Origin of the sequence: Pseudomonas sp. B19(2017), assembly GCF_002113165.1 — a bacterium.
Lineage (GTDB): Bacteria > Pseudomonadota > Gammaproteobacteria > Pseudomonadales > Pseudomonadaceae > Aquipseudomonas.
In genome coordinates, this window is the sequence record NZ_NEJR01000011.1 from 144545 (window position 1) to 165524 (window position 20980).

At 64.2% G+C, this 20980-nt stretch carries 16 protein-coding genes and 1 pseudogene; 9 read left to right on the forward strand and 8 right to left on the reverse strand.

The window, feature by feature from the left end:
* Positions 1–32 precede the first annotated feature (32 nt).
* Positions 33–1670: a 5-guanidino-2-oxopentanoate decarboxylase gene (locus CAF70_RS16620; RefSeq protein ID WP_085625838.1), complete on the reverse strand. Its 1638-nt coding sequence runs from the start codon at positions 1668–1670 to the stop codon at positions 33–35.
* A gap of 112 nt (positions 1671–1782) precedes the next feature.
* Between CAF70_RS16620 and CAF70_RS16625 the strand changes: the two genes are divergently transcribed.
* Positions 1783–2658 (forward strand): LysR substrate-binding domain-containing protein, encoded by an 876-nt coding sequence (locus tag CAF70_RS16625; protein ID WP_085625837.1) that lies wholly within the window; start codon positions 1783–1785, stop codon positions 2656–2658.
* Positions 2659–2756: 98 nt separating this feature from the next.
* On the opposite strand, the pseudogene CAF70_RS16630 reads toward CAF70_RS16625, so the two are convergent.
* Both CAF70_RS16630 and CAF70_RS16635 read right to left on the reverse strand, forming a co-directional pair.
* Positions 2757–3379, reverse strand: a pseudogene (locus tag CAF70_RS16630) (NAD(P)-dependent oxidoreductase).
* A gap of 27 nt (positions 3380–3406) precedes the next feature.
* Positions 3407–4282 (reverse strand): MBL fold metallo-hydrolase, encoded by an 876-nt coding sequence (locus CAF70_RS16635; protein ID WP_085625836.1) that lies wholly within the window; start codon positions 4280–4282, stop codon positions 3407–3409.
* A 103-nt stretch (positions 4283–4385) separates the two neighbouring features.
* On the opposite strand from CAF70_RS16635, the gene CAF70_RS16640 reads away from it, so the two are divergent.
* Positions 4386–5291 (forward strand): LysR family transcriptional regulator, encoded by a 906-nt coding sequence (locus tag CAF70_RS16640; protein ID WP_085625835.1) that lies wholly within the window; start codon positions 4386–4388, stop codon positions 5289–5291.
* Positions 5292–5313: 22 nt separating this feature from the next.
* Here the strand turns inward: CAF70_RS16640 and CAF70_RS16645 are convergent, their stop codons facing one another.
* Positions 5314–6183, reverse strand: coding sequence for an oxaloacetate decarboxylase (locus CAF70_RS16645; RefSeq protein WP_085625834.1), 870 nt, complete (start codon positions 6181–6183; stop codon positions 5314–5316).
* 439 nt (positions 6184–6622) lie between these two features.
* Between CAF70_RS16645 and CAF70_RS16650 the strand changes: the two genes are divergently transcribed.
* Positions 6623–8074 (forward strand): MDR family MFS transporter, encoded by a 1452-nt coding sequence (locus tag CAF70_RS16650; RefSeq protein WP_085625833.1) that lies wholly within the window; start codon positions 6623–6625, stop codon positions 8072–8074.
* A gap of 102 nt (positions 8075–8176) precedes the next feature.
* Here the strand turns inward: CAF70_RS16650 and ttgR are convergent, their stop codons facing one another.
* Positions 8177–8809, reverse strand: coding sequence for an efflux transport transcriptional regulator TtgR (gene ttgR / locus CAF70_RS16655; protein ID WP_025340482.1), 633 nt, complete (start codon positions 8807–8809; stop codon positions 8177–8179).
* A gap of 258 nt (positions 8810–9067) precedes the next feature.
* Between ttgR and ttgA the strand changes: the two genes are divergently transcribed.
* The 6 genes from ttgA (at position 9068) to CAF70_RS16685 (ending at position 18278) form a co-directional block, all read left to right on the forward strand.
* Positions 9068–10222, forward strand: coding sequence for a toluene efflux RND transporter periplasmic adaptor subunit TtgA (ttgA, locus tag CAF70_RS16660; protein ID WP_085625832.1), 1155 nt, complete (start codon positions 9068–9070; stop codon positions 10220–10222).
* A 3-nt stretch (positions 10223–10225) separates the two neighbouring features.
* A complete protein-coding gene (gene ttgB, locus CAF70_RS16665; RefSeq protein WP_085625831.1) occupies positions 10226–13378 on the forward strand; it encodes a multidrug efflux RND transporter permease subunit TtgB in 3153 nt (1050 codons plus the stop codon).
* Complete coding sequence (locus CAF70_RS16670) at positions 13375–14832, forward strand: AdeC/AdeK/OprM family multidrug efflux complex outer membrane factor (RefSeq protein WP_085625830.1); 1458 nt, start codon at positions 13375–13377, stop codon at positions 14830–14832. The genes ttgB and CAF70_RS16670 overlap by 4 nt, the downstream gene beginning before the upstream one ends.
* A gap of 344 nt (positions 14833–15176) precedes the next feature.
* A complete protein-coding gene (locus CAF70_RS16675; RefSeq protein ID WP_085625829.1) occupies positions 15177–16433 on the forward strand; it encodes an OprD family porin in 1257 nt (418 codons plus the stop codon).
* Between the two features lie 202 nt (positions 16434–16635).
* Positions 16636–17559, forward strand: a complete 924-nt coding sequence (locus CAF70_RS16680) for a LysR family transcriptional regulator (protein WP_085625828.1) — start codon at positions 16636–16638, stop codon at positions 17557–17559.
* A 194-nt stretch (positions 17560–17753) separates the two neighbouring features.
* Positions 17754–18278, forward strand: coding sequence for a DUF962 domain-containing protein (locus CAF70_RS16685; protein WP_085625827.1), 525 nt, complete (start codon positions 17754–17756; stop codon positions 18276–18278).
* Positions 18279–18409: 131 nt separating this feature from the next.
* Here CAF70_RS16685 and pcaC read toward each other — a convergent pair whose 3' ends face one another.
* From pcaC to CAF70_RS16700, 3 genes are read right to left on the reverse strand one after another with little or no spacing between them, the layout of a single operon-like run.
* Positions 18410–18805, reverse strand: coding sequence for a 4-carboxymuconolactone decarboxylase (gene pcaC / locus CAF70_RS16690; protein ID WP_016488879.1), 396 nt, complete (start codon positions 18803–18805; stop codon positions 18410–18412).
* 10 nt (positions 18806–18815) lie between these two features.
* Positions 18816–19607 carry a 3-oxoadipate enol-lactonase gene (gene pcaD, locus CAF70_RS16695; protein WP_085625826.1) on the reverse strand — a complete coding sequence of 264 codons (792 nt, stop codon included), beginning with the start codon at positions 19605–19607 and terminating at the stop codon, positions 18816–18818.
* A gap of 11 nt (positions 19608–19618) precedes the next feature.
* The gene (locus tag CAF70_RS16700) at positions 19619–20971 is read right to left on the reverse strand and encodes a 3-carboxy-cis,cis-muconate cycloisomerase (RefSeq protein WP_085625825.1); all 1353 of its coding nucleotides are present in this window, start codon (positions 20969–20971) and stop codon (positions 19619–19621) included.
* Positions 20972–20980: the final 9 nt, after the last annotated feature.

Here is a 20980-nt window from a genome sequence, read left to right on the forward strand (position 1 = left end):
GCGAAAGGGCCCGTACAGGCAACAGCGCTACGTCAGCCCCGCACAGCCCCCTGCCACTGATTCTGGTCAACCTGGATCAGGGTCGGCCCCTTGCGCTCCACTGCCTGCCCCAACGCCACTTGCAGTTGCGCCACATCCGCCACCTGCTCCGCCGCAGCACCCAGGGCCCGTGCCACCCCAATGAAGTCCGGCGTATGGATATCCACTCCGACCGGCTCGATCGCCCGGTTGACCATGTACTTCTTGATTTCCTCGTACCCCTGGTTGTTCCACAGCAGCACGATCAGCGGCACTTGCGCCTCCACCGCACTGGCCAGCTCCGGCAAGGTGAATTGCAAACCCCCATCACCAATCAGGCACACCGCAGGCGCACGCTCGTCGACCTGTTCCGCACTACCCAGCCAGGCACCCATGGCCGCCGGCAGTGCATACCCCAAGGTGCCGTAGCCGGTCGAGGCATTGAACCAACGCCGTGGCTGATCCATGTCCAGGGTCAGGTTGCCGGTGTACACCGGCTGGGTCGAATCGCCCACCAGAATGGCATTGGGCAGGCGCTCGAGAATCGCATTCAACAAACGCGTCTGGCTCAAGGTCGGCTGGTCCCAACCCGCCGCCAGTGCCTGGCGCAGCTTGGCCACCCGGGCCGTCCCCCACGTGCTTTCACGCACAGGTTGCGGCAGTGGCTGCAAGGCGCCGAGCAGCGCCTCGGTAGCCAGTTCGGCATCGGCCACCAGCGACAGCGTCGGCAGGTAATTGCGCACGGTCTGGTCCGGGTCGATGTCGATACGCAAGAGGCTGCCGGGAATTTCGAAACCACCTTTGAAGGTCACGTCATAGTCGGTTTCGGCCAGTTCGGTGCCGATCGCCAGTACCACATCGGCCTCGGCCACCAGTGCCCGCGTGGCCGGCAGAGACTGGGTCGAGCCGATCTGCAGCGAGTGGCTGGCCGGCAGCAGCCCCTTGGCATTGATGGTCAGCGCCACCGGCGCCTGCAGGTGTTCGGCCAGGCGCGCCAGCGCGGCGCCCGCGGCCAATGCGCCGCCACCGGCCAGGATCAATGGCCGCCTTGCATTGGCCAGGCGCTCGGCCATCTGCGCCACGGCCTGCGGCGCTGCCCCTGCCCTGCTGCTGCGCACCACGCGCCCCGGCAACAGGTGATCGGCCGGCTCGACCAGCACGTCGAGCGGGATCTCGATGTGCACCGGGCGCGGTCGGGCACCTTCGAACACGGCGAATGCCCGGGCCAGCACCTGCGGTAGGTCATCGGCACTCATCAGGGTGTGGGAAAACGCCGCCACACCCGAGACCAGCGCTGCCTGGTTGGGCAACTCGTGCAGCTTGCCGCGGCCACCGCCCAGCTGGTCGCGCGACTGCACGCTGGAAATCACCAGCATCGGGATCGAGTCGGCATAGGCCTGGCCCATGGCAGTGGTGATGTTGGTCATGCCCGGGCCGGTGATGATGAAGCACACTCCCGGTTTTCCGCGGGTGCGCGCATAGCCGTCGGCCATGAACCCGGCGCCCTGCTCGTGGCGCGGGGTGACATGGCGGATCGACGATCCCGCCAGGCCGCGGTAGAGCTCCACGGTATGTACACCAGGAATGCCGAAGACATGGTCCACGCCATAGCCTTCAAGGAGTTTTACCAGTACTTCGCCGCAGGTTGCCATCGGTTTCACCATGAATCTTGGTTGGGTTATGCCTTATTGGACCCAGCCACGGCTATCGCCACAATGCAAAAAAACACATACTAGCCATGTCTTGTAATCATGGCTCAGCACAATGAAACGCCTCCCGCCCCTGCCTGCCCTGCATACCTTTCTGGTCACCGCCCAACACTGCAACTTCACCCGTGCCGGGCAGCAGTTGCATATCACCCAGGGCGCGGTCAGCCGGCAGATTGCAGCCCTCGAGGAACATCTGGGTTATGCCTTGTTCCAGCGCCAGGCCCGTGGGCTGAGCCTGACCCGTGAAGGCCAGGACTGGCTGCCAAGGGTGCAGCAGGTGTTCACGCTGATCGAACAAGGGGTGCGCGAGGTGGGTGGACGCACCGCTACCTTGCAGCTCAAGGCTCCGACCTGCGTGATGCGCTGGCTGCTGCCGCGCCTGATGGAATGGCAGGCGTTACGCCCGGATGTGCCGGTGGAGCTGAGCACCACCGTGCAGCATGGGGTGGATTTCCGCCGCGAGGGTTTCGATGCGGCGGTGGTCTACGGCGATGCACCGAACCACGGGTTGCGCGTGCGCAAGTTGTTCGATGAACAGCTGACGCCGGTGTGCGCGCCGTCACTGCGAGAGGGGCCGGTACCGTTGCAGCAGGTCGAGGACCTGGCGCGACACATGCTGCTGCACCCGTCGCGAGATGAGCATGACTGGCGGTTATGGCTGCAGGCAGCCGGGGTGACGCTGGGCACTCAAGGGCCGAAACAGCATTTCGAAACGCTGGACATGGCCATGGCCATGGCCTCGCAGGGGACCGGCGTGGCCATCGGCGACTGGTCGCTGATAGGCGATGACTTGCGCGGAGGGCGGCTGTGCATGCCGTTTGCGCTGAAGGTGATGACCGGCAAGGGGTATTACCTGGTGAGCCAGAGCAAGAGCTTGCCGTCGGGGTTGGTGGAGTTGCTGGACTGGCTGGAGGGCCAGGCCAGCCAGTGAGTGCCCCTTCGCGGGCACGCCCGCTCCCACAGGTACCGCACAAAATCCAGGACCTGCACTGTACCTGTGGGAGCGGGCAAGCCCGCGAAGCAGGCGACTCAGTAGCCGACAGTGAAACGCTGCCGCGAGTGCTGCGGCTTTTCCAGTTCGTCGAGCATGGCAATCGCGTAATCGGCGAAGGTGATCCAGCTTCTGCCATCCGCGCCGATCAGCAGATGATCCTTGCCCAGTTTGTAATGCCCGCTGCGCTCACCTTCAACGAACTCCGCCGACGGCGACAGGAAGGTCCAGTCCAGGTTCGGCTCCCGCTGCAACACCTCCAGAAAATGCACACCGGCATTGGCCTCGGCCTTGTACGCCTCGGGGAAGTCCGGGCTGTCGATCACCCGATGGCCCGATGGCCCGATGGCAGCAACAGGCTGCCGGCACCGCCAACCACCAGCAATCGCCTGACCCCGGCGTGCTTGACCGGCTCGATGATGGCGTGTGGCTCGATGGTCGAGAAATGCGCCGCACTCAGCACCGCATCCACATCCGCGACCGCCGCTTGCAGGGCTGCGCTGTCCTTCACATCCAGCGCCTTGACGGTGACCCCGTCCCGCCCTTGCAAGCGCGACGGGTCGCGGGCGATGGCCAGCACACTGTGGCCACGGCGCAGGGCCTCCTCCAGCAACTGGCTGCCAGCGCGGCCAGTGGCACCGATGATTGCAATCTTGCTCATGGGATACTCTCCATCAATTGAACGGAATTACCATTTCATCTCGCCCTTGGCGACCTTGGCCCCCAGCTCCAGCGAGCTTTCATCGGCCAGGCCCGGGTAACGTCGCTTCATCGCCGCGATCAACGCGCCGGCGTCCTTCGCCTTGGCGGTCTCGGCATCGAAGTCACGTATGTAGTTCGCCGTGAAACGCACGGCCTCGAGCGATCGGCTGCTGTCGCCCAGGTAATGCCCCGGGATGACCGTGCGCGGCGCCAGCGCTTCGATGTGCGCCAGGGTGCCGAGCCAGTCGGCGTGGGACTTGGCCGTTTGCGTGTCGGCCATCCATACATGGATGTTCTCCGACACCACCACGCCACCGACCACCGCCTTGATCGACGGGATCCACACAAAACTGCGATCAGGTTGCGGGCCGTCCAGGCCGACCACATCGAGGGCCTGCCCTTCCAGCGTCAGGCGGTTGCCTTCGAGCACCTGTGGCAGCACCAGACGCGCCGGTTTGTCCGCGCCCATCTGCGGGCCCCAGTAGGCCAGTTTGGCATCCATGGTCTGGCGGATATGGGCAACCGTGGCGGCCGACGCCAGCACCTTGGCGTCGGGGAAGGCCTGGGTCAGGGTATCCAGGCCGAAGTAGTAGTCCGGGTCGCCGTGGCTGATGTAGATGCTGGTCAGCTGCTTGCCACCTGCCCGCAGGCGCTGCACCAGTTGCTCTGCCTGTGCCTTGCCGAACTGGGCATCGACAAGAATGGCATCGTGCTCGCCGCTGACGATCACCGAACTGACCGGGAAGATCGCCTCATGTCCGGGGTTGTATACCTCCAGCCGCAAGGGTTCGGCAGCCAGCACCGGCCCGGCCAGGGTCACGCAGGCCAGCAGCAGGCCACGCAAGGGAGGGAAAAGAGACATCGCAAACACCCGTCAGATGAACAATGCCCAACAGCTTAGTTGCCCGATCCATCACAAAAAATGCGATGCTCGAACATAGTTTGTTTCTGAAACCGGGCAAATCATGGACCGTCTCAACGCCATGCGCGTTTTCGTCACCGTTGTCGACCTGGGCAGCCAGTCGGCAGCGGCAGATCATCTGCAACTGTCCCGGCCGGTGGTGTCGCGCTACCTGGCGGAGCTGGAAGACTGGGTTGGCGCACGGCTGATGCAGCGCACCACACGCAAGCTCAGCCTCACCGCCGCCGGTCAGGAAACCCTGCCCCGCTGCCGCCAACTGCTGGAACTGGCAGGCGACCTGCAGGCCGCGGTGCAGCAACCGGATGACGCACCCAAGGGCGCGCTGCGCATCAGTGTCAGCACTTCGTTCGGCCAGGCCCAGCTGGTGGATGCAGTGGCCGACTACGTCCGGCGTTACCCCGGGGTAAAGGTGGAACTGCAGATGCTCGATCGCACGGTGAATCTGGTGGACGAGCGCATCGACCTGGCCATCCGCACCAGCAATGACCTGGACCCCAACCTGATCGCCCGGCGCTTGAGCGTCTGCCGCTCGGCGGTGTGTGCGGCACCGGCGTACCTGCGCGAGCACGGCACGCCGCAACGGGTCGAGGAATTGAGCCAGCACAACTGCCTGACCCATGCCTACTTCGGCCACAGCCTGTGGCATTTCGAGGTAGCCGGCCAGCAGGTCGCCGTGCCGGTGGCCGGGAATATCAGTGCCAACGAGGCGATGACACTACAGAAGGCGGCGCTGGCCGGCGCAGGTATCGCCATGTTGCCGACCTACCAGGCCGCACAGGCCTTGCGCTGCGGCGAGCTGGTGCGCTTGCTGCCCGAGGCGAAGCCACGCGAGCTGAACCTCAATGCGGTGTACACCTCGCGCAAGCACATGCCGGCGACCCTGCGCAGCATGCTGGACTTTCTGGTGCAGCGGTTCAAGGACGAACCGGAGTGGGACCAGGGCCTGTGACGCTCCTAGCGGGATCGCGCCATCACTCCTCGACGCTCATGTATTCCTTGGCCCAGCGGATGTAGTCCTCGGGCTGGGTGTAGGTGTGCGAGAGTTCGGTGGCGCTGAGGTTTTCCGACTTGTTCTGCTGGCCGCGCTGCAGCCGCAGGCAGTCGTAGGTGGCCTTGATGGCGGCAAAGTAGGCCGCGTGACCATCGACCACGATGCGTACGCCCAGGCGTGCCAGGCGCTCGTCATCGCGCAGGTTCGGGTTGCCGTAGGTCACCAGCATCAGCGGCACCGTCAGGTGCTCGGCAATCTGCTCGAGCTGCGCGAAGTCCTTCACCCCCACCATGCAGATACCGTCGGCCCCGGCCTTCTGGTAGCTCTGGGTGCGCACGATGATTTCTTCGGTGGAGAGTACGCCAGCGTTGGTCCGGGCAATGATCGACAACGACGAATCGACCCGCGCCTCCAGCGCTGCACGGATCTTGCCGACGCCCTCTTCAACCGGGATCAGGTCGGTGGACTTGCGCCCGAACTGGGCCGGCAGCAGGGTGTCCTCGATGGTCAATGCTGCCACGCCAGCGCGCTCCAGTTCGATGACCGTGCGCATGACGTTCAGCGCGTTGCCATAGCCATGGTCGGCGTCCGCCAGCACGGGCAGTTGCGCCACACGACCGATACGGGTGGCCTGCTCGACGAACTCACTGAGGGTGATGAGGGCGAAGTCCGGCGCAGCCAATACCTGCAACGAAGCGACGGAACCACCGAGGATGCCGACCTCGAAGCCCAGGTCTGCGGCAATGCGCGCCGACATCGGGTCGAACACCGATGCGGTGTGATAACAGGAACCTGAAGCGAGCAGCTCGCGGAAGGCAAAACGCAGATCTTGATGGGAAGCCTTGGGCATGATCACTCCGCAAAATAAGTTGAAATTCGAACGGTAACTACCGACCCCTGTAATCGGGTCTACCTGGCTGTTCCAACCGTCGCCATCCGGGCGGTCATGCTCGACATGCAGGCAGAGGAATAAAAGGTGTGGGAGACAGCGGCTTGAAAACCCTGCGGCATAATGCTGCACCATGCTGGTGCAAGCCCCGGTTTTCAGCCTCTGTGGCATACCAACGATATCACGCAGCCATGCAGCACTGGATGAATGCGCCAATGCCGATCTTGCATAGGGGATGCAGATAGTACATAGGAAGCTACCTAACTCAGGTTACAATTCCGGGGCCATTTCGCGGGCACGCCCGCTCCCACAGGTACACCACAACCTTCAAGCCCTGTGTTGCCCCTGTGGGAGCGGGCGTGCCCGCGAAGAGGCCTCAACCGATGAACAAGGTATCCCCGTGACCGCCGCCCTGCCCCCCACCACCCTGCGCAACGTGCTCACCGCCCTGATGCTGGCGATCTTCCTCGGCGCCCTGGACCAGACCATCGTCGCTGTCTCGCTGCCAGCGATCTCGGCGCAGTTCAACGATGTCGGCCTGCTGGCGTGGGTCATCTCCGGCTACATGGTGGCGATGACCGTGGCCGTCCCCATCTACGGCAAGCTGGGCGACTTGTACGGGCGGCGTCGGATGATTCTCACCGGCATCAGCCTGTTCACCCTGGCCTCGATCGCCTGCGCCCTGGCCCAGGACATGCAGCAACTGGTACTGGCCCGGGTACTGCAGGGCATTGGCGCCGGCGGCATGGTCTCGGTGAGCCAGGCGATCATCGGCGACTTCGTGCCCCCGCGAGAGCGCGGCCGCTACCAGGGCTACTTCAGCAGCATGTACGCGGTGGCCAGTGTCGCAGGGCCGGTGCTGGGCGGGTGGCTGACCGAATACCTTTCATGGCGCGGGGTATTCTGGATCAACCTGCCGCTGGGGCTGGTTGCACTGTGGGCGATCCGTCGCGCCCTCGGCGGCATGCCGGCGCAGCGCCGCGAGGCGCAGGTGGACTACCTCGGCGCCGTGCTGCTGATACTCGGCCTGGGCAGCCTGTTGCTGGGCATTACCCTGGTCGGCCAAGGCCATGCCTGGGCCGACCAGGCCGTGCTGGCCCTGTTCGCCTGCGCCACACTCGGCCTGGTACTGTTCATCGCCCATGAACGCCGCTGCCCGGAGCCACTGCTGCCGCTCGGCCTGTTCGGCAACCGCGTGGCGGTACTGTGCTGGGGCGTGATCTTCTTCGCCAGCTTCCAGTCGATCTCCCTGACCATGCTCATGCCGTTGCGCTACCAGGGCATCACCGGCGCCGGCGCCGACAGCGCGGCCCTGCACCTCCTGCCGCTGGTGATGGGGCTGCCTATCGGGGCCTTCACCGGCGGGCGCATGACCAGCCTGACCGGGCGCTACAAGCCGCAGATCCTGGCCGGGGCACTGCTGATGCCGCTGGCCATTTTCGCCATGGCGCTGACCCCGCCGCAGTCCGCCTTGCCCAGTGCACTGTTCATGCTGCTGACCGGTATCGCTTGCGGTCTGCAGTTCCCGACCTCGCTGGTAGGTACGCAAAGCGCGGTGGACAGCAAGGACATCGGCGTCGCCACCAGCACCACCAACCTGTTCCGCTCGCTGGGCGGGGCCATGGGCGTGGCGTGCATGTCCAGCCTGCTGCTGGCACTGCTGCACCAGGGCGGGTTCGACTCGCTGGGTAATCCGTTGCTGGGGAGCCTGACTGCTGGTGAGGTGGACCCCGTGACCCAAGGGCGGTTGCTGGAGACGTTCCGGCAGTTGCTGATGGGGAGTGCCGGGGTGGCTGTGCTCGGACTGCTAGCGGCAGTGGCATTGCCGGATCGGCAACTTCGCGGACGCTAAGAGGCCGCTCCTACAGGATTTGCACCTGTCCCTGCCACCTGAAGGCATTAATCTCCCCTTAACACAAAGGGGTAACACTCCCTCACAATCCTTAACAAAGTGTCATTTGCGCAGAGCCGGGCTCAAGCGCAGCATATCCAGCCCGGTGTCGACCCATTTTTCGACATCCTTCAACAGATCGACACTGTCAGGCAGCAACAGCCAGCGCCCGATCAGGCCATCGACATAGGCGAACATGGCCACCGCCGCGCGCTCGACATCCAGCTCGCCTGGCAACTGGCCCCGGCGCACGGCATTGGCCAACGCCAGGGTGATGCCCTTGTGGCAATCCAGCACCGCACCCTGGCGCTGCTGGCGAATTTCACACATGTCATCGGTGAACTCGCACTTGTGATGCAGTATTTCATTGATACGCCGGGTTCGGGCATCGAGCACCAGCTCGTTGAACACTTGCAACAACAGCTTGCGCATGCAGCCAAGCGGGTCCACTTCGTCCTCGCTTTCGCTCGCCCGCGCCAGGTGGTCATGGGTTTCATGCAGGCTGTCGAGCAGCGCCTGCACCAACTCGGCCTTGTTGTTGAAGTGCCAGTAAATCGCCCCTCGCGTCACACCTGCCAGTTCGGCGATGTCGGCCAGGGTGGTTCGCGCAACCCCGCGCTTGTAGAAGGCCTTTTCCGCCGCCTCGATGATCTGGGCGCGGGTTTCCTGGGCTTCTTCTTTGGTTCGACGGACCATGGCAGTACAAACCTCATCTGCCCCGAACGCGCGGCGCGTGCGGGGAACACTCCGGGGGCACCTCTGCAGGGTGCCGCGCGGAGCAGCTAATCAAGGACTGTGGCAGTACCCAAGTACAACCCAGCGGTATTTACAAACAACCATGAATGTAAGTATATTCCTTAGCAAGCTATTTATCCACCGGATAGCAATTTTTCCAGATCAAGACTCTTCCATTACTCTTGAGCGTCTCCCAGCTCCAGCGACCCGAGGATCCTCATGCAATTCAAGCCAGCCGTTACCGCTCTGGTTTCCGCCGTCGCCCTGGCAACCCTGCTCAGTGGCTGTAAGAAAGAAGAAGCAGCGCCAGCGGCGCAGGCTCCTCAGGTCGGCGTCGTGACCATCCAGCCCCAAGCCTTCACCCTGACCTCGGAACTGCCGGGGCGTACCAGTGCCTACCGCGTCGCCGAAGTGCGCCCGCAGGTCAACGGCATCATCCTCAAGCGCCTGTTCAAGGAAGGCAGTGAGGTCAAGGAAGGCCAGCAGCTCTACCAGATCGACCCTGCCGTGTACGAAGCCAACCTGGCCAATGCCCAGGCCAACCTGCAGGCTACCCGCTCGCTGGCCGAGCGTTACAAGCAGCTGATCGACGAACAGGCTGTCTCCAAACAGGAATACGACGACGCCAATGCCAAACGATTGCAGGCCGAGGCTTCGCTCAAGAGCGCGCAGATCGACCTGCGCTACACCAAGGTCCTGGCACCGATCAGCGGCCGTATCGGCCGTTCTTCGTTCACCGAAGGTGCACTGGTGAGCAATGGCCAGGCCAACGCCATGGCCACCATCCAGCAACTCGACCCGATCTACGTCGACGTCACCCAGTCCACCGCCGAGCTGCTCAAGCTGCGCCGTGACCTGGAAAGCGGCCAGCTGCAAAAGGCCGGCGACAACGCCGCCTCGGTGCAGCTGGTGCTGGAAGACGGCAGCCTGTTCAAGCAGGAAGGCCGCCTGGAGTTCTCCGAAGTCGCGGTTGACGAGACTACCGGCTCGGTCACCCTGCGCGCCCTGTTCCCCAACCCCGATCACACCCTGCTGCCAGGCATGTTCGTGCATGCGCGGCTCAAGGCCGGGGTCAACGCCAACGCCATCCTGGCCCCGCAACAGGGCGTGACCCGCGACCTGAAAGGCGCGCCGACCGCACTGGTGGTCAACCAGGAGAACAAGGTCGAACTGCGCCAGCTCAAGGCCAACCGTACCCTGGGTAGCGACTGGCTGATCGAGGAAGGCCTGAACCCGGGTGACCGCCTGATCACCGAAGGGCTGCAGTACGTGCGCCCGGGCGTCGAGGTCAAGGTCAGCGAGGCCACCAACGTCAAGAAGCCGGGCAGCCCTGATCAGGCCAACGCGGCGAAAGCAGACGCCAAAGCGGAGTAAACCATGTCGAAGTTCTTTATCGATCGCCCGATCTTCGCCTGGGTGATCGCCTTGGTGATCATGCTGGTCGGCGCCTTGTCGATCCTGAAGCTGCCGATCAACCAGTATCCCAGCATCGCGCCACCGGCCATCGCCATCGCCGTGACCTACCCGGGCGCCTCGGCGCAAACCGTGCAGGACACCGTGGTCCAGGTGATCGAGCAGCAGCTCAACGGTATCGACAACCTGCGTTATGTGTCGTCGGAAAGCAACTCCGACGGCAGCATGACCATTACCGCCACCTTCGAGCAGGGCACCAACCCCGACACCGCGCAGGTACAGGTGCAGAACAAGCTGAACCTGGCCACCCCGCTGCTGCCGCAGGAAGTGCAGCAGCAAGGTATCCGCGTCACCAAGGCAGTGAAGAACTTCCTGCTGGTGATCGGCCTGGTGTCCGAAGACGGCAGCATGACCAAGGACGACCTGGCCAACTACATCGTTTCCAACATGCAGGACCCGATCTCGCGTACCGCAGGTGTGGGTGACTTCCAGGTGTTCGGTGCCCAATACGCCATGCGTATCTGGCTCGATCCGGCCAAGCTGAACAAGTTCCAGCTGACCCCGGTCGACGTCAAGACCGCCGTGGCTGCGCAGAACGTGCAGGTGTCCTCCGGCCAGCTTGGCGGCCTGCCGGCCATGCCGGGTACCCAGCTGAACGCCACCATCATCGGCAAGACCCGCCTGCAGACGGCCGAGCAGTTCGAGAAGATCCTGCTCAAGGTCAACAGTGACGGTTCGCAGGTACGTCTGGGAGACGTCGCCCAGGTTGGCCTGGGTGGTGAAAACTATGCCGTCAGCGCCCAGTTCAACGGCAAGCCGGCGTCCGGTCTGGCAGTCAAGCTGGCCACCGGCGCCAACGCCCTGGACACCGCCAAGGCCTTGCGCAAGACCATCGCCGACCTGGAACCGTTCTTCCCGCCCGGGGTGAAGGCAGTATTCCCGTATGACACCACCCCGGTGGTCACCGAATCGATCAGCGGCGTGATCCACACCCTGATCGAAGCCGTGGTCCTGGTGTTCCTGGTGATGTACCTGTTCCTGCAGAACTTCCGCGCTACCATCATCACCACCATGACCGTACCGGTGGTATTGCTGGGCACCTTCGGCATCCTTGCCGCAGCAGGCTTCAGCATCAACACCCTGACCATGTTCGCCATGGTCCTGGCCATCGGCTTGCTGGTGGACGACGCCATCGTCGTGGTGGAGAACGTCGAGCGGGTAATGTCCGAGGAAGGTTTGCCGCCCAAGGAAGCGACCAAGCGCTCGATGGAGCAGATCCAGGGTGCCCTGGTGGGTATCGCCCTGGTGCTGTCGGCGGTACTGCTGCCCATGGCGTTCTTCGGCGGCTCCACGGGTGTGATCTACCGGCAGTTCTCCATCACCATCGTCTCGGCCATGGGCCTGTCGGTGCTGGTGGCGCTCATCTTCACCCCGGCCCTGTGCGCCACCATGCTCAAGCCGCTGAAGAAGGGTGAACACCATGTGGCCAAGCGCGGCTTCTTTGGCTGGTTCAACCGCAACTTCGACCGCAGCGTTACTGGCTACGAGCGCAGCGTGGGTACCATCCTGCGCAACAAGGTACCGTTCCTGCTGGCCTACGCGTTGATCGTGGTCGGCATGATCTGGCTGTTCGCCCGCATCCCTACCGCGTTCCTGCCGGAAGAGGACCAGGGCGTACTGTTCGCCCAGGTACAGACCCCGGCCGGTTCCAGTGCCGAGCGCACCCAGGTGGTGGTCGACCAGATGCGTGAGTACCTGCTCAGCGAAGAGGCCGACACCGTGGCTTCGGTGTTCACCGTCAACGGCTTCAACTTCGCCGGCCGTGGCCAGAGCTCGGGCATGGCGTTCATCATGCTCAAGCCGTGGGACGAGCGCTCCAAGGAAAACAGCGTGTTCGCCCTTGCCCAGCGCGCCCAGCAGCACTTCTTCACCTTCCGCGATGCGATGGTGTTCGCCTTTGCCCCGCCTGCGGTGCTGGAGCTGGGTAACGCCACCGGCTTCGATGTGTTCCTGCAGGACCGCGGCGGTGTCGGCCATGCCAAGCTGATGGAAGCGCGCAACCAGTTCCTGGCCAAGGCCGCGCAGAGCAAGATCCTCAGCGCCGTGCGCCCCAACGGCTTGAACGACGAGCCGCAGTACCAGCTGACCATCGATGACGAACGTGCCAGCGCCCTGGGCGTGACCATCGCCGACATCAACAACACCCTGTCGATTGCCCTGGGTGCCAGCTACGTCAACGACTTCATCGACCGTGGCCGGGTCAAGAAGGTGTACATCCAGGGCGAGCCAAACGCGCGGATGAGCCCGGAAGACCTGCAGAAGTGGTACGTGCGCAATGGCGCCGGCGAAATGGTGCCGTTCTCCTCCTTCGCCAAGGGCGATTGGACCTATGGTTCGCCGAAGCTGTCGCGTTACAACGGCGTCGAGGCAATGGAAATCCTTGGTGCGCCGGCCCCGGGCTACAGTACCGGTGAAGCCATGGCCGAGGTCGAGCGCATTGCTGGCGAACTGCCAAGCGGCATCGGCTTCTCCTGGACCGGCATGTCCTACGAGGAAAAACTCTCCGGTTCGCAGATGCCGGCGCTGTTCGCCCTCTCGGTACTGTTCGTGTTCCTGTGCCTGGCAGCCCTGTACGAAAGCTGGTCGATCCCGATCGCCGTGGTGCTGGTGGTACCGCTGGGTATCATCGGTGCCCTGATCGCTACCAGCCTGCGCGGGTTGTCCAACGACGTGTACTTCCTGGTCGGCCTGTTGACCACCATCGGCCTGGCGGCGAAAAACGCCATTCTGATCGTCGAGTTCGCCAAGGAACTGCATGAACAAGGCCGCAGCCTGTACGACGCGGCGATCGAGGCGTGCCGCATGCGTCTGCGCCCGATCATCATGACCTCGCTGGCGTTCATCCTCGGCGTGGTACCGTTGACTATCGCCAGCGGCGCCGGCGCCGGCAGCCAGCACGCCATCGGTACTGGCGTGATCGGCGGCATGATCAGTGCGACCGTGCTGGCTATCTTCTGGGTACCACTGTTCTTCGTCGCAGTGTCGTCACTGTTCGGTAGCAAAGCGCCGGAAAAAGACGTCACCCCTGAAACTCCACGTTATGAGGCTGGGCAATGACCAAGTCTTTGTTGTCCCTGGCAGTAACCGCTTTCATTCTTGGCGGCTGCTCGCTGATCCCTGACTACCAGACCCCGGAATCGCCGGTGGCTGCGCAGTGGCCGCAAGGCCCTGCATACTCGCCGACGCAATCGGCCGAGGTCGCCGCCGCCGAGCAAGGCTGGCGTCAGTTCTTCCACGACCCGGCCCTGCAGCAGCTGATCCAGACCGCGTTGGTCAACAACCGCGACCTGCGCGTTGCCGCGTTGAACATCGATGCCTATCGTGCGCAGTACCGCATCCAGCGTGCCGACCTGTTCCCGGCGGTTTCGGCCAACGGCAGCGGCAGCCGCCAACGCGTACCGGCGAACATGTCGCAGACCGGCGAAGCAGGCATCACCAGCCAGTACTCGGCCACCCTGGGCGTCAGTGCCTATGAGCTGGACCTGTTCGGCCGCGTGCGCAGCCTGACCGAGCAGGCCCTGGAAACCTACCTGTCCAGCGAGCAGGCGCGTCGCTCCACGCAGATCAGCCTGGTGGCCAGCGTGGCCAACGCCTATTACACCTGGCAGGCCGACCAGGCGCTGTTCAAGCTGACCGAAGAAACGCTGAAGACCTACGAGGAAAGCTACAACCTCACCCGTCGCAGCAACGAAGTCGGCGTGGCCTCGGCACTCGACGTCAGCCAGGCGCGTACCGCCGTGGAAGGCGCCCGGGTCAAGTACTCGCAGTACCAGCGCCTGGTCGCCCAGGACGTCAACAGCCTGACCGTGCTGCTGGGCACCGGCATTCCCGCCAACCTGGCCAAGCCGCTGGAGCTCGATGCCGACCAGCTGGCCGAAGTACCGGCCGGCCTGCCGTCGGACATCCTCCAGCGGCGCCCGGACATCCAGGAAGCCGAGCACCTGCTCAAGGCCGCCAATGCCAACATTGGCGCGGCCCGCGCAGCGTTCTTCCCGAGCATCAGCCTGACCGCCAATGCCGGCAGCCTGAGCCCCGACATGGGCCACCTGTTCTCGGGCGGCCAGGGCACCTGGCTGTTCCAGCCGCAGATCAACCTGCCGATCTTCAATGCCGGCAGCCTGAAGGCCAGCCTGGACTACTCGAAGATCCAGAAGGACATCAACGTCGCCAAGTACGAAAAGACCATCCAGACCGCCTTCCAGGAAGTCTCCGATGGCCTGGCGGCGCGCAAGACCTTCGAAGAGCAGCTGCAGGCGCAACGCGACCTGGTGCAGGCGAACCAGGACTACTACCGTCTGGCCGAACGCCGCTATCGCATCGGTATCGACAGCAACCTGACCTTCCTCGACGCCCAGCGCAACCTGTTCAGTGCCCAGCAGGCGCTGATCGGCGACCGCTTGTCGCAGCTGACCAGCGAGGTCAACCTGTACAAGGCGCTTGGCGGAGGCTGGTACGAGCAGACCGGGCAGGCCAACAACCAGCAGGCAGCGGTGGAAGCACCGAAGAGCTGACTGAAGCTGTCAAAGCATCAAGCCCACCCTCGCGGTGGGCTTTTTGTTTTGTGTTGCCTGAACCGGCCTCTTCGCGGGCTTGCCCGCTCCCACAGGGGAACCACGCCTCCCTCTGTGGGAGCGGGCAAGCCCGCGAAGAGGCCAGCACAGGAAACAATTAACCAACCGGAACATTCCGTTCGATTATCGCCCGCTTCCGTTTGCGGCGAATTGCCTCTCCCCAGCCCTACCCCGCACCATCCTCCCCACGCAACGTTGCCCCGGTTCATCCCAAAAGACCCGCACCTGCAGGCCGCATCCTGCAGCGTACCGGCTCGCCCATAAAAACAAGAGATCCACGACAGATGAGCACTTTGCAACCCGCACGCCAGCTGCTGCCCGGCCTGTTGGCCATGTCCTGCGCACTCCAGGTGTTCGCCGCCGACAACGGCGGTTTTCTGGAAGATGCCAAGGCCACCCTCAACCTGCGCAACTTCTACATAAACCGCAACTTCGTCGACCCGGCCCATCCGCAGGCCAAAGCCGAGGAATGGACGCAAAGCTTCATCCTCGACGCCCGCTCCGGCTTTACCCAGGGCACCATCGGTTTCGGCGTGGACGTACTGGGCCTGTATTCGGTCAAGCTCGATGGCGGCAAAGGCACCACCAATACCCACCTGCTGCCGGTGCACGACGATGGCCGCCCCGCCGATGACTTCGGCCGCCTGGGCGTGGCACTGAAAGCCAAGCTGTCCGAAACCGAGCTGAAAGTGGGCGAGTGGATGCCGGTACTGCCGATCCTGCGCTCGGACGATGGCCGCTCGCTGCCGCAGACCTTCCGCGGCGGTCAGCTGACCTCGAAGGAAATCGCCGGCCTGACCCTGTACGCCGGCCAGTTCCGCGACAACAGCCCGCGCAACGACGCCAGCATGGAAGACATGTCGATGAACGGCAAGGCAGCGTTCACCTCCGACCGTTTCAACTTTGGCGGCGGCGAATACACCTTCAACGACAAGCGCACCATGATCGGCCTGTGGAATGCCCAGCTCAAGGACATCTACCGCCAGCAGTACCTCAACCTGGTGCACAGCCAACCCTTGGGCGACTGGACCCTGGGCGCCAACCTGGGCTACTTCATCGGCAAGGAAGACGGCGCCGAACGCGCCGGCGAACTGGACAACCGCACCGCCTCGGCCATGCTCTCGGCACGCTACCAGGGCCACACCTTCTACGTCGGCCTGCAGAAGGTCAGCGGCGACGACGCCTGGATGCGGGTAAACGGCACCAGCGGCGGCACTCTGGCAAACGACAGCTACAACTCCAGCTTCGACAACGCCAAGGAACGCTCATGGCAGGTGCGCCATGACTTCAACTTCGCCACCGTCGGCGTGCCAGGCCTGACCCTGATGAACCGCTACATCAAGGGTGACAACGTCACCGCTGGGGGTGTGGACGATGGCAAGGAATGGGCACGGGAAACCGAGTTGGCCTATGTGGTGCAGTCGGGCAGCTTCAAGGACCTGTCGGTGAAGTGGCGCAACTCCACCATGCGCCGCGACTTCAGCACCAACTCGTTCGATGAGAACCGGTTGATCGTGAGTTATCCGCTGAATCTCCTCTGAATTCTTCGCGGGCACGCCCGCTCCCACAAGGGCCGCACCAGCCTTGAAACCTGTGCGGTCCCTGTGGGAGCGGGCGTGCCCGCGAAGAGTCCAGAAGCCACAACAAATAACCTGAAGCTATAAACAAATCAAAAAACCTTCTTTGACGACATATACAGCAACCGCTTGAATAGGCCCTTGATCCCCGCCCCAGAGCCGTGAAATGGACCTCCGTCAGCTGCGTTACTTCATCGCCCTCACCGAATACCGCAGCTTCGTCCGTGCCGCCGAGGCCATGGGCATTACCCAGCCAGCCTTCAGCCGAGCCATCCAGAGCCTGGAACACAGCTTCGGTTGCCCCCTGGTCGACCGCGCCAGCAAAGCCCTGCTGCCCACCCCCGAAGGCCTGGTGGTGCTGCAACATGCTCGCCGCCTGGTACAAGGTGCCGCACAGCTGAGCAACGAAGTGCTGCAAATGACCAAGCTCGACGCCGGCGAGCTGCATTTCGGCAGCGGCCCTGCGCTGGCCGTACGCCTGGTGCCCGATGCCCTGCGCCACTTCATCGAACGCCACCCGGGCATCCGCACCTCGCTGCTGGTGGACAACGCCGAACGCTTGGGCCAGGCCCTGCGCCGCGAGCAGATCGAGTTTTTTGTCGACGACATCCGCCCGTTCGAAGCCGACCCCAACTTCCACACCGACCCCCTTTCACCGCGCCCCGGCCTGTTCTTCTGCCGCCCGGGGCACCCGTTGCTGGCCAAGGACAGCTTGTCGACCAACGACCTGTTCAGTTACCCGCTGGCCAGCGCCCTGCTCGCCCCTGGGGTGCGCAAGCGCCTGGCCAACCTGAGCGGGCGCAGCGATTTCACCCCGCACCTGCAAACCGAGCACCTGGCCGTGCTGCGTAGCGTGGTGCAGGCCAGCGATGCGATTGGCACCGCCAGCGAGGAAGCCGTGGCCGAAGACCTGGCCAGCGGCCGCCTGGTGCGCCTGCACTGGCGCAACCTGCCACCGGCGCTGGAAGTGCTGAGCGTGCGTTGCGGTGTGGTCAGCCGCAGCGGTTACCGACTGTCGCCGGCGGCGCGGGCGATGATCGAGACGCTGGTGGGGCTGGATATGCCAATGCGGGCTACTGCCATTCGCTGAGCTGATGATGGTGGTGGCTGCGGGCTATCCTGATCACTATCCGGTCACAAGTTGCCTGTACTGGCCTCTTCGCGGGCTCGCCCGCTCCCACAGGTAATCCACCAAGCTTGAAAACTGTGGTGATCCTGTGGGAGCGGGCAAGCCCGCGAAGAGGCCGGTTCAGGCACAACAAAGCTGAACAGGGAGGCACAACAATGAAAACCCTCGTCGACCACCTGAGCCAATACGCCAGCTACCACCGCGACCCACGCAACATCGCCACCCACTTCATCGGCATCCCCATGATCGTGCTGGCGGTCACCATCCTGCTGTCGCGCCCTGGCTGGGACGTGGCCGGCCTGTGGCTGTCCCCTGCCCTGCTGGCAGCGGCCGCCTCGGTATGGTTCTACCTGCGTCTGGACCTGCGTTTCGGCCTGGTGATGGGGTTGTTGCTGGGGCTGTGCCTGTGGGTCGGCCAGGTGCTGGCCATGCAGACGACAGGGCTATGGCTAGGCGCTGGCCTGGGAGCGTTCGTGGTGGGCTGGATCATCCAGTTCGTCGGCCATTATTACGAGGGCCGCAAGCCGGCGTTTGTAGACGATGTCAGCGGCCTGATCATCGGGCCGTTGTTCGTGGTGGCAGAGGCGGCGTTCATGCTCGGCCTGTGCCCGGCCCTCAAGCGCGACGTGGAAAGCAGCGCCGGCCCGGTGGCCATGCGGCAGAAGAATGCGACCCTGTAAACATTCAATGGCCCCATCGCCGGCAAGCCAGCTCCCACAGCGACCGCGCTGCCCTCAAGACCTGCACTGTCCTCAGGCCTGATGCAATCCCTGTGGGAGCTGGCTTGCCGGCGATGGGGCCGGTACAGGCATTACTGTTGTCGCGACTCTACACCCAACTCATCCCACACCGACTCAGCCAGGTGAAAGGTGGCATTGGCCGCCGGAATGCCGCAATAGATCGCACTCTGCATCAGCACTTCCTTGATCTCGTCACGGGTCACGCCGTTGTTGGCCGCCGCGCGCAGGTGCAGCTTCAGTTCGTCGTTGCGGTTCATGCCGATCAGCATGGCGATGGTGATCAGGCTACGGGTATGACGCGGCAGGCCTGGGCGGGTCCAGATGTCACCCCAGGCGTGGCGGGTGATCATCTCCTGGAACTCGCCGTTGAAGTCGTTGAGCTTCTCCAGGCTGCGGTCCACATGGGCATCGCCAAGCACGGCGCGGCGTACTTGCATGCCGGCGTCGTAACGTTGTTTCTCGTCCATGGCAGTGTCCTCAGTGAGCCAGCAGGAAGTCGAGCACGCGGCGGCTGAACGCCTCGCCGATTTCGACGTTGGACAGGTGCGCCGCCGGGAAGTCGACGTACTCGGCACCCGCGATACCGGCCTGCATGAAGCGGCCGTGCTCCGGGGTGGTGACCACGTCCTCGGTACCGGCAACAATCAGCGCCGGCACCTGGATGCGGCCCAGTTGCTCGCGGTAATCGGCATCACGCACAGCCGCGCAGTTGCCGGCATAACCTTGCGGGCTGGTTTGCGCCAGCATCTGGCAGATGCGCTGGGCCTGCGCTGGCTGGGCCTGGGCGAAGCCCGGGGTGAACCAGCGGGCAATGGAAGCATCGCGCAAGTCGACCATGGCCTGCTGGCCGCCCTTGAGCACGGTGTCGATACGGGTGTTCCACACCTCGTCGTTGGCAATCTTGGCGGCGGTGTTGCACAGGGTCAGGCTGTGCAGGCGCTGGCCGGCATGGACGCCCAGCCACTGGCCGATCAGGCCACCCATCGACAGGCCGACGAAGTGCGCCTTGGCGATATCCAGCCCATCGAGCAGGGCCAGCACGTCACGGCCCAGCTGTTCGATGCTGTAAGGGCCTTCAGTGACCAGCGACCCACCGTGGCCACGTGTGTCATAGCGCAGCACACGGAACTGTTGGCTCCACAGTGGAATCTGCGTGTCCCACATGCCCAGGTCGGTACCGAGCGAGTTGGACAGGACCAGCACCGGGGCGTTTTCCGGGCCATCGATCTGGTAATTCAAAACGCCATCGGCCAGTTGCAAATGCGCCACAGCGGTCTCCTTCAGGCAGTGAAACGTTGATGTTCGGACACGGCGCGCGCCACCCAGACGCGGGCCTGGCCCAGGTAATGGGCAGGATCGAGCAAGCGATCGAGCTCTTCGGCGGACAGTTCGGCACTGACCTGCGGCTCCTCGCCCAGCACGCTGCGCAGGTGGCGCTGTTCGGCCACCGCACGCTGGCAGCATTGCTCCAGCAGGTGGTGGGCGTGGTCGCGGCCCAGGCGCTGGGCGAGGACGATGCTCACCGCTTCGGCCAGCACCAGGCCCTGAGTCAGGTCGAGGTTACGGCGCATACGCGCGGCATCCACCTCCATGCCCTCGGCAATCACCTGGGCCTGGCGCAGCGCCCCGGATACCAGGCAGCAGATGTCGGGCAGGGTTTCCCATTCGGCATGCCACAGACCAAGGCTGCGCTCGTGCTCCTGGGGCATGGCGGCGAACAACGTCGAGACCAGCCCTGGCACCCGGGTCGCCGCACCGATCAGCACCGCGGCGCCGACCGGGTTGCGCTTGTGCGGCATGGTCGAAGAGCCACCCTTGCCCGGCGCGGAAGGCTCGAACAGCTCCCCCGCCTCGGTCTGCATCAGCAAGCTGACATCACGGCCGAACTTGCCCAGGCTACCGGCGACCAGGCCCAGCACCGAGGCAAACTCCACCAGGCGGTCGCGCTGGGTGTGCCAAGGCTGCTCGGGCAAGGTCAGCTTGAGCTGCTCGGCCAGGGCTTCGGCCACGGGCATCGCCTTGCTGCCCAAAGCCGCCAGGCTGCCCGAGGCGCCGCCGAACTGCAGCACCAGCAAGCGTGGACGCAGCTCCCGCAGGCGCTGGCGGTGACGGGTCAACGCGCCCAGCACACCGGCCAGTTTCATCCCCAGCGTCACCGGGGTGGCGTGCTGCAGCCAGGTGCGCCCCACCAGCGGCGTGTCGGCGTGCTGCAAAGCCTGGCGCGACAGGGTACCGGCGAGCTTGCCGAGGTCGGCTTCGATCAGGTCGAGGGCAGCACGCAACTGCAGGACCAGGCCAGTGTCCATCGCATCCTGGCTGGTGGCGCCCAGGTGCACATAGCGCTCGGCCTCGGGCACGCCACTGGCAATCACCTTGCCCAACGCCTTCACCAGCGGGATCGCCGAGTTGCCGGCAGTGGCGATGGCGTTGGCCAGCGCACCGACGTCATAACGCTCGGCGTGGCATGCCGCCTCGATGGCCGCTACCGCGCTGTGCGGGACCAGCCCGGCAGCCGCCTCTGCCCGCGCCAGCGCCGCTTCGAAATCGAGCATGCCCTGCAGGCGGCCACGGTCGGAGAAAATCTCGCGCATGGCTGGTGCGGTGAAATAGGCGTCGAACAGTTGGTTGGTCATGCCACGTCC